10 protein-coding genes and 1 pseudogene are annotated in these 9428 nt (G+C 50.2%); 2 read left to right on the top strand and 9 right to left on the bottom strand.

Annotated elements, in window-relative coordinates:
- Positions 1-179 precede the first annotated feature (179 nt).
- The 9 genes and pseudogenes from tssI to C3418_RS21305 form a co-directional block, all read right to left on the bottom strand.
- Positions 180-857: pseudogene (gene tssI, locus C3418_RS21355) on the bottom strand (type VI secretion system tip protein TssI/VgrG); the annotation flags it as partial.
- Positions 858-868: 11 nt separating this feature from the next.
- The gene (locus C3418_RS21350; protein ID WP_103859239.1) at positions 869-1156 is read right to left on the bottom strand and encodes a type VI secretion system PAAR protein; all 288 of its coding nucleotides are present in this window, start codon (positions 1154-1156) and stop codon (positions 869-871) included.
- A 176-nt stretch (positions 1157-1332) separates the two neighbouring features.
- On the bottom strand, positions 1333-1851 hold the full coding sequence (gene hcp1, locus C3418_RS21345; RefSeq protein ID WP_103859238.1) for a type VI secretion system effector Hcp1: 519 nt from the start codon (positions 1849-1851) through the stop codon (positions 1333-1335).
- 277 nt (positions 1852-2128) lie between these two features.
- Entirely contained in the window at positions 2129-2647 is a 519-nt protein-coding gene (locus C3418_RS21340) for a hypothetical protein (protein ID WP_244776800.1), read from the bottom strand.
- Between the two features lie 478 nt (positions 2648-3125).
- A complete protein-coding gene (locus tag C3418_RS21330) occupies positions 3126-3620 on the bottom strand; it encodes a hypothetical protein (protein WP_103859235.1) in 495 nt (164 codons plus the stop codon).
- The gene (locus tag C3418_RS21325; RefSeq protein ID WP_219812701.1) at positions 3617-4930 is read right to left on the bottom strand and encodes a type II toxin-antitoxin system HipA family toxin; all 1314 of its coding nucleotides are present in this window, start codon (positions 4928-4930) and stop codon (positions 3617-3619) included. Before C3418_RS21325 ends, C3418_RS21330 begins: the two co-directional genes overlap by 4 nt.
- 3 nt (positions 4931-4933) lie before the next feature.
- The gene (locus C3418_RS21320; protein WP_103859234.1) at positions 4934-5185 is read right to left on the bottom strand and encodes a helix-turn-helix domain-containing protein; all 252 of its coding nucleotides are present in this window, start codon (positions 5183-5185) and stop codon (positions 4934-4936) included.
- A 355-nt stretch (positions 5186-5540) separates the two neighbouring features.
- Positions 5541-6545, bottom strand: a complete 1005-nt coding sequence (locus C3418_RS21310) for a tyrosine-type recombinase/integrase (RefSeq protein ID WP_181023135.1) — start codon at positions 6543-6545, stop codon at positions 5541-5543.
- Between the two features lie 2 nt (positions 6546-6547).
- Complete coding sequence (locus C3418_RS21305; protein WP_103859232.1) at positions 6548-7078, bottom strand: hypothetical protein; 531 nt, start codon at positions 7076-7078, stop codon at positions 6548-6550.
- A gap of 347 nt (positions 7079-7425) precedes the next feature.
- On the opposite strand from C3418_RS21305, the gene C3418_RS21300 reads away from it, so the two are divergent.
- Both C3418_RS21300 and C3418_RS21295 read left to right on the top strand, forming a co-directional pair.
- Positions 7426-8067, top strand: coding sequence for a hypothetical protein (locus C3418_RS21300; RefSeq protein ID WP_103859231.1), 642 nt, complete (start codon positions 7426-7428; stop codon positions 8065-8067).
- A gap of 11 nt (positions 8068-8078) precedes the next feature.
- Positions 8079-8909 (top strand): hypothetical protein, encoded by an 831-nt coding sequence (locus tag C3418_RS21295; RefSeq protein WP_258040157.1) that lies wholly within the window; start codon positions 8079-8081, stop codon positions 8907-8909.
- The last annotated feature ends 519 nt before the right edge of the window (positions 8910-9428 follow it).

Below are 9428 nucleotides of genomic sequence, written 5' to 3'. Positions count from 1 at the left end.
GAAAGTGCGGGTTTAACGAAGCGGGGAGAAAAAGTCACCAATAACATGGATGCCGATCATGGTTTCCCATCGAGGGTAAAAAGTGATCGGCTTGGGATGTTATTGAGTGATCGGCATGGATGTTATTACGTGATCGGCATGAATGTTATTGAGCGATCGCCATGCGTGGGAATATGCATGAGCTCTACGTCAGAGGACCGTACTGATTCGCGGTAGTGGAACTGGCGAACATACGCGCCCTGTTCCAGCGAGCGGTTGCCGAGGTTGAAGAAGAGTTCGGGGCCAGTAGTCAGTGCCGCCGCATCATCGGCAAAGACAATACGGTGTTTGCCTTGCTCAAACTCGTGGAAGTAGAACAGTCCCTCTTCGGCGGCCAAGCGGTTCACAAAGTCGAGGTCGGTTTCGCGGTACTGGACGCAGTATTCCCGCTGGGCGTGCTCGTTTTTCAGGGCAAAGGCGTAATCGGTGATGCCGTGCTCTTGCAGCAGGATACTGAGGATTTCGTCAGGCTTCTGTGCCTGGAATATACGGGAGTTCTGGCGCAGGCCCAATCGCCACAGGGCCGGTTTGACTTGCAGGCTGTAACGGGTACGGCGAAAACCGCTGTCCCCTTGAGCAAACTCGCTCACGACCCCGCAAACCCGGCGTTGCAACTCGCCGTTGTACCACACCAGCAGCTCGCAGGGCTGATCCAGCACGGCGCCAAAGTCGATATCCGGTTGCTGGCTGGCCACCTCCAGGTGGAGGTTGAAAGGACGATTCAAGCCTTCATCAAGCTTGAAGCTCGCGACCGCGAAGGTGTTGTCAGCCAAGGCGCCGACCTTGGCGGTGAATTGTAATCCAGTGCTCTGTGCCATGCCCTTATTCCTTATCCTGCTTGTCCACTGCCAGTACCAATCACCACGCCGCCGCAATCCACAGCGGTGCCTGTGACCGCGATAGGCTTGCCGTTGACCAATACCGATCCCACGCCACCAGCAATACTGCGCGGATGGGGCGGGTTGTTGGGCTTGTCGTGGGGTGCTAGCGGGTCGCCCTGACGGGCAACAGGTTTACCATCGAGAAAGACATCAGGGCTGGCGGTGATCACTGGGGTTGGTGGAAAGCCATCGTGGTCGGAGCCGATGTCACCGAGCAGTGCAATGGAAGGAGACATAATTCAAACCTCTTGTGTGCTTTGCTATCACTCCGCACGAAACGTCAGAACGGGGGGATGGCAAAACATAAAAGCTCCGGCAGCCAAAGACTGACCGGAGAAAGCTCGGGATAAAAGGCCGGTTGCAAATCGGCCACAGGATGCAAGGAATATCGCGATATGAAGGTGCGAGGTTCTTAGGCCTCGATAGGTGCACGCCAGTCGTCAGCACCAGAAGTACCGGCAACGGTGTGCTCCCAGTCAATCTTGCGGTAGGCGAGAGAGACTTGGATCAGCTGGGTGAAGTCAGACTTCGCCGGGTCTTGGCAGTGCGGCATCTGGAAGTCGATGTCAACGATGGTGCCATCGGTCAGTACGGTAGAGAAGAAGTGCTCCTGCTTGCCCTCTACGGAGGTGCGGAACCACTTGAGGGTCACTTTCGGCAACATCTCTCCAGAGGCCAATGCGTTGTACATCAACGGCACCGCTTTGTTCAGGGCCACGGTGAACTTGAAGGGCTTGTGGACGCGCTGACCAGCAGGCTGACCGGATTGAGGGTCAGTCGGCACGGTTACCTGGTGATTGAACTCTTGAACCAACATCTCGTCTTCATGGCCCTGTACGAAGATGTTGCCGACGGAATCGGAGGTGAAGGCACCGGCAGTGATGTTGCCCTGAGTTTTACCTTCGATGCTGATATAACATGGGGTTGGCATAGTGTGATCCTAAAGAAACTGGTTAAATGAGATAGCACTCAACTAGCCCAAAGCACAAACCATGCCTAATTTTATAAGGTTTTTATTTCCTTATTTTACAATGCCTTATGGTGGTAACCTGAATTGGTGAACGCGCCATGAGCAATATTTTGCGTAAAATTACAGATTTTGCTGGCATTTATTGCTGTAGTGGTGTTTTTAGCTAAAAATCGAGCAAGATGTTGCTCAATAAAGAATTAGTGACAAGCTTATGATTTAGTCGGTAGCCGAAAAACCTTTAGGCCATCATCAATCCCAGCAAGACCCCAACGAATAGACCAAGTTCAAATCGAAAGCGGCCCCCCCCCATGCGGAAAACATCATAGACCACCGTAAGCCAGTGCTGCCACGTTGTGATATGAGGCGGAGCTACAGGCTCTTTGGCAATCAGTTGCGCCAGCTGATACAGGTCTTCTGCAAGCCGTTGATGACCAGCTCGGCCCCATAAGACTGGTAGCAATCCCAAATGACCACATTGTGAGGCTTTTTCCCACGTTGGAGAACGGAGCAACCAAGTCAATCCAGCAAGGCCAAAGTGTGCAGTAACCTCCCTACGGAAGCAGAGCACGCGACACTGCGAGACCATTCTGTCTAACGCTTGCGCCTGCTCAAGAGAACATTGGAAATAAACGTAGGGTGTGTGGCCGCCAATAGCGTGCCCTTGGCAAGATGCTAATGTTTTGTACCCAGCTTGTTGTAATACGGCCACCAAGCCACAAACATGAGGGTCAATATCTGCCAATTCATAATGTTTCATCAACACACACTCTCACAGGATTGTGACTCTGGTTGGGTCTGTACCACAAGGTCTGATCAACAAACAGACTTGCAGCCGCCCATCATCGTCATATTGGCCATCGGATATTAAATCAACGGCAAATGGCTGAATTATCGCGTATAGGCGAGCCCCTACCTGGTAGCACTTATCTCGCTCTGGGCGTGGTCCAACGACCTCCCTAACACGGTTCAACAGACGCAGGCGATCCCAGAGCTTTGGTAATGACGTTCGATATGGCTGAGTTTTAAGATGAGCCAGAGCGGTAGTAATATCAGACTCACTAACCACCAGTTCTTGAGGTTTACGTCTGCTGAGCATAGGGTTCACCAAGGGCCGTTGTTGGGCGAAAAAAGCCGCTACGGGAGCGGCAAGAAGAGCATGGTGGTCACATCGGGTAGCAACCAACCCCCCTATTATCTCGCAATGCGGGACTCATGCCACTCCGATCGTGGTGCATTTAAATGAGGTGCTTATCCATCCATGCAGCCTGCCGTAACAAAGCAATAGCATCGGATGAGCTTACTTTCCAAGCTTCCGCCAAACGCCGGATAAAAAATACGGCGGCCTCCATCCGATCGTCAGCAGACAAGAAGTGGTGAAGCTGCTCTCCTCGATGGCTAACTATTAGAGCCACTCCAGACTTACCATTGTTGTAGAGCGCACAGCTCTTGTTGTTTGCATCGCCATGGTATGAGCCGGTGGCCTCCTTTCGAAGCCCAAACATAACACCGCAAAACGCGGTCAGTTCTGCCCTCGTCAGCTGTACGGTGATCTTTCGCTGCCAGTCAGGTTTGACTCCCGCTGCTGGGATAGGGGCTACCTCAATACTGATTGTTGGGTAGCTGGCCCGAGTCACTGTGTACTGGACGTTCAGGCCTGTCCGCTTGACTGGATCCCGTTGCCCATCAGAGTAGAATTTGATGCTTTCACCAAAATCGTTTTCTTCGCTCATTTGGCTACCCCCTTCAAGATCTTAGCCGCCTGGCTGGCTAGCCCATCGAAGATGGTATTGCTAATGTGTTCTGGGAAACCGGCTGGCAGCTCGGCGGCTACTGTGGCGACCACCGCCTCTGTCTTGGTAGCCATTTCGAGCATAAGTTGAGCTGCGGTATCTTGTGGGAACCCGACATGGGCGGCGGTACTGATAAAATGACGAGGCTGGATCATCGCAAAATGGTATTGGCGGTTTTTGCCTTGGAGCGCCATCCCCATCTTTGCCTTTTGAGCTGCAATTCCCCCGCTTTTGAAGATAGGAAAAGCAGACATGACATCGTAGAGGGGAGTCATCCTAAATGACGATGCAGGCTCAATGAAGATGGAGAAGTTCTTCCCGTGCCCATCGATCGCGGCCAACATCCAGAATAGGATCTGCGACTTGAAAAATTGCTCTCTATCCTTGGCCGCAAGTCTGGATCCCAACAATAACTTCATTGCATCAGCAATACCTGGCCCACCATGGGACTCGTATTTGAGCGCAGGGGCGATTCCAAGAGCTTGGCAGAAGTCTTCTTGGGGCAATCGCAGAAGCCATTCGCCGGATTTCGACCAGCGCCGGTCAAAACGCTGAACGACAAGCACCTTCTGCTTGCCGAACGTGGCTAGATCCGCATTGGCGACGTCAAATCCGAAGGCCTTTGCAATGCGCAAACAGAGCCATTCATTCTCGCAACTCTCGCTGAGGTCGATGTTATTTTGAACAATTTTGCCAATGGGTAGCTTAAAAATATGGCTTGTTGGCGTACTGCCCAGAGGGCGTTGCCAGCAATCTTGGTACCAAAGCAGTGCAGTTTTCTCTTGGGCTCCGGCAATCGAGATCCGGAAATCAGCATCCTCCGCCATCCCAAGGGGAGCTTCCTGATAGCCTTCAAGCAGTTGCTCAATCTGCGCGTCATCCAGAGGCTCTGCAAGCGTCTCCATTACAGTTGGGATGTCAGCATCGGGGGAATAGAGCTGGATAGCTCCAACACAGTCCCGGCCAACACTCGCCAGCAAATCAAATGGATGTGTTGTCTCAACGCTGAACCGGGCCTGCATCCTGGCAATAATTGCCTCTGAGTCAGGTAGGAGGTTGCTAAAGAAATTGAAGACTTCACTTCCTGTGATCCTGCTATGACTCAAAGGCAGTGACATGGAAATAGCGCGTGAACCTGGCTCCGAGATCCACTCTGGGGCATACTGAAATGACATGGCCCCTCTGTTATCTCGGTACAGTGTGCCTACGATCTCACCATTCATCGCCACGTTTAGCGTCTGCATTCTCATGGCTTACCACTCCCTATCCCAGACTTTATTATCGTCCAATGTTGAGCCCCGCTTCACGACATGAAGCTCCAGATCCAGAGCAGAAAGGAGCTTGAATAGCGTCTCCAGCTTGGTAGATTCTGGCCGTAGTTCAAAATCAGAGACGGTTGTCTGCTTGATTCCGACCTGTTTCGCCGCCTCTGCCTGCGTTAGCTTGCTGATCTTGCGTTGGTCACGAACCGCAGCCGCAAGTAAGGCTGGAGATGTTACTTTCATTTCTAACCCCTTCAACGGTTATTCTAGCTATATCCCCTAGGGGGGATAATTTCTCCGAATTGTAACCCCCATGGGGGTTAAATTCATAATAACCCCTACAGAGGTTAAATATCAAGGTGAAGGTGAAGGTGAGTCAGCTGGTGATCATGGCCGGGGGCCCGCGGCGCCCTAGTGCTCGATGGGCAGCTGCCGGTGGCGGTGTTGGTGGTGTACCGGAGCTCGGCCACCAGCAGGGTGATCATGGTCAGTGGCCCGCGGCACTTGTAGCTGTTGGTCGCTATCTTCAACTATCTGATGACCAAATCATATACAGCCACTTATTCATGTGTCACATGATTAGGTGTGCACAAGTAGTTCAAAATTCGAGGCGCCGACTGGCCTGTTTCAGGCGTTCATCCCCCCGGCGATCATACTTCTGCGTGGTCGTGACACTGGCATGGCCCATCGCATCCTTGACCGTAATAATGTCCTCGCCATTATCCAACATGGCCGACGCAAAGGTTCTGCGGAGATCATGAGGAGCGAATTTTTCCAGCCCCGCCTCAATCCTTCTCGTTTCAAGAATGTGATAGATAGCCTGGTCAGTCATTCTGTCGGCGGTGACATCATCAAACCGCCTGATCCGCTGAAACAGCGATCCAGGCTGATCACCACGAACCTCCTCCACCCACCGCATAAGCCGCTGCCATGCCCCGTCAGGCACATAGGCGATGCGTTCTTTATTGCCCTTACCGAGCACACGAAGTGCCTGATCCCTGGTGATGACGCATTCCATATCGAGGGCGACAACCTCTGAGCGTCGAAGTCCGCACCCGACTAAAACAGCAAGGATGGCTGCGTCACGCAGCCCTTTGGAGCTCCGATCGTTTTCACATGTGAAATAAAGGGCTCTGACCTCGTGCTTTTCGAGGGCCCGCCCGTTGGGTAAACGAGAGCCTCTCACCGAACGCACCTGCTTGATATGCTGGTAACTGTCGGTATCAATCTGCTTCATTGTCCACGCTTCCAGGGCCACTCCTTTCAGCGCTGCCAGGTAGGTATTGATCGTAGCTGGCGCTCGGTCAGAGTCACTGAGCATTTGGATCACAGCTTGGACATGATGCCGCCGCATCGACTCCCACGCGCAATCACGCAGGTTCTGGTACCCGATCATCCGTGCAACGATGCTGAGAAATGAGCCCATGGTTTGCCGACTGCGCCTGGAGCCAAGGCTGATCAGGTATGCAACTGCCGGATTATCTTGTGCGCTTCTGAGCCCCCCGGTGACTTGCGGGAGGCCTCCACCTGAGGTTTGTTCTGGCAAGACAATGACTTTCGCGTGTGAAAGTTCAGTGGTGTCGCGGTTGTTCCGTTGGTGCAAAGTTACCTCCGAACACCGATAGCCACGAGGAATAAATCCCATATCTTGGTGTAAATACCCTCGGGTGGGGCAATATCTTGTGCCTCAAAGCTCTGTATCAGTGGTTCATATTTCAAGGGGTGACAGAGAAGATCGTAGACCGTCCTGTTCGGTTTGGTGATGGGCTTGTTCGGGGTGAACCCATGTTTGTTGCACAGATACAAAGCAATCGCGCCACTTCGGGATTCCCCGTAGTAGCAGTGAACAAAGATCTGGCTGATGCCGCTCTGCACCAGCTCATCGATGTAGTTGGATAGGTTCTTCGCCTGATGGGAGTCAATGTAGGATGCGTAGCTCATCCGAAAAGACCCTTTCATGGTACGGATGGTGTCCTCACTGTAGCCACCATCGTAAAAGCTGTCCCGATACAAGAGTTGCCAATCTCCCAGGGCCGCCTCCGGTTTGTCCGGGTCGGTGATCGAGATCATCGCCGCACCGGCAACCGGCGCCAGTTTTTCGGCCTCGACCTGGCTAATGAAGTGCACCTCTCTCATGCGTTCTCTCCGTGAAAAATGAAGGACTTTCCTGCCAACTATCCTATTTTATAAACGCTACTTTTTCAAAGCATCATTTTAATAAGTAGAGTTACATCAAGGCTCAATCAGGCCTAACAAATTGTGCAGTGACAATAAAGTTTGTACACAAGCACCAAATGCCGCTTTGACAAGGACTTGCTAACTATCGGCTGGGGTTCCAACGCCGGTAGGCGCCTCAGAACTCTTGGTGTAAATGCCCTGGTGCGGTTGCCGAGTTCTTGGTGCAGCACAAAAACCACCTGTTCAAAACACCCCTTGATTTGCGGTAGCATGAACACTAACCAGAAGATAGACAGGATTGAAATATGACCGTTGAAGAGCTGCAAGCTTCGTTTGACGAAGCTATGAATAATTTCAAGCTGATTAGCAAGCTCAATAATAAGCAACTTTCACCATCGGAAGATGATTACCTCAACCTAAACAGAGCTTATTTCAGAATCTGCACCGATTTTTATGAAACCTTTCTACACCTTATAGGTGAAGGCAAGCCTTTTCCTGCTATCGTCATTCTGCGTTCTATTCTTGAAATATACACGAAGGCTATATATCTGGATGTTATTGAGAAGCCGAAAGGAACAGATGTCAAACCATTAATTTCAGGAGAAAAGGATTTCCCGAGTTTCTTCAAGATGACATCAGCACTAGATAAATTCGGAGAGGAAGGGAAAAACGGCCTGGAAGGCATGTTTATGCAGTTCACTAAACAGGATCTAGCTCAGTACGAAAAGTTTTCTCTATTTACCCATGGGCGTGGGGAGTTTGTTAAAACCTTTATGAGCGTGGATAACGCTCAACTATGTATAGAGGGCGTTAGTGATTTAATTATCACAGCTAAGTGGATATATGAAACGCTATCCCTCCACTACTTCGGGCTGCAAAAACTTACCAACGAATTCCAGCGATTGGCTCATGAGTTAAAAAAATATACAATGTATAAAAATAGTTGAGACACAAGTTAATGACTAAAGATTCAGTTAAGGAACTAGATTTATCATATCTATCCCCAGATGTGCTTTCTGCGGCAAAAAACTTTGCCGATTTGAAGTATCAAATTGACCTTACCGGGCGCCGTAACCCCGCTGAAATACCGAATGATCTACATGGAAGACAGCGATACGGGGAGTATGATGGCCCTTATGGAGGAGATACTTTTTTGGAAAGCATTATCCCTTTTTTGCCATCTGACCCAGATTATGAAGATCTTGGCGTGAAATTAGTTCCAATACCTCACACTTTGGGGCGAAGCTGGCATTGGTGGCCAGAAGATTGCAAAGGTGATGAAGAAAAAATCATATCTCAAATTACATCCCCCGAGTATGGCAAATATGCTTATTATTACCTCGCCAAAGAACTAGGGGTTATTTATGCAGGAGAGGGAAAAAATAGGGTTAATTTTTGTCGCCACCATAAAATAGACAGAATACCAGTAAAGGTCATACAATTTCACTACCCGCAAGCGGACACTATCGAAATATATTATGTCAATAGTCACATTGGTGCTGATGTTATTGCCGTTTTAAATGAACGGTACCTTCAAAAGGTCAGCCACATCTCCTATGCACTTCCTTTGCTAAATGCCTACGGTGTCAGGGTCAATACAGTGTGGCCAACCAAATTCCCATCAATTGACAGTATCTATGAGTATGGGCACCTAGCTAAAGTTAATTCTAAGTTCAGGAACTGTACAATCGATTTGGATAAAATCAGTGCAATTGGGAAAAAACCAGATTACTTCAAAGCAGGGTATAAATTATACGGTAGACTTATAAACGCATTTTCAAGGCATTAAGATATATTATAGTGGCCTGCATAAAGCAGGCTCCACTCATTATCCATTTTCATTCCAATCTAAGATAAGGTAGCAACCAATCTGGGGCAGTTCTACGGCCCGTGATAAGTAGCTCCTACCAGTTACACTTCGCAGTTGGCGCTCCAGTTCGACCATGGCCTACACCCCAAACGGGCCACCCCCCAGTACACGATGCAACCTGTTCGAAGAACAGCCCCTTTGAGCCCATCCAACTGAACTCAGTTCACTTTCAATGGTCCATAGGATTGAATCCTTGTTGGATAGTTGTTGCTTAGTGCTTACCTTTAATAATCGCTTACAATTACACGAGTCATTGTTTGACGGTTGGTTTGCTGCGCACATGATCATGAAGTATGTTTCACTGGTACAATTGCGTATTCCGGCGAAGTTGAACAGCCATTCCGGCCAACGTGAACACCCTGATCCTTAACGCGCTCACGTCACCCCGTTTCTAACTCGAGTGTTCAGATTGGGTCAACTCACTTCTCCTCTTTCTCA

It is taken from the genome of Aeromonas sp. ASNIH8 (assembly GCF_002919855.1).
In the GTDB taxonomy this organism is placed as follows: domain Bacteria; phylum Pseudomonadota; class Gammaproteobacteria; order Enterobacterales; family Aeromonadaceae; genus Aeromonas; species Aeromonas caviae.
The sequence above is the reverse complement of the archived record's forward strand: the minus strand, read 5'-3'. Positions and strand labels throughout refer to the sequence as shown.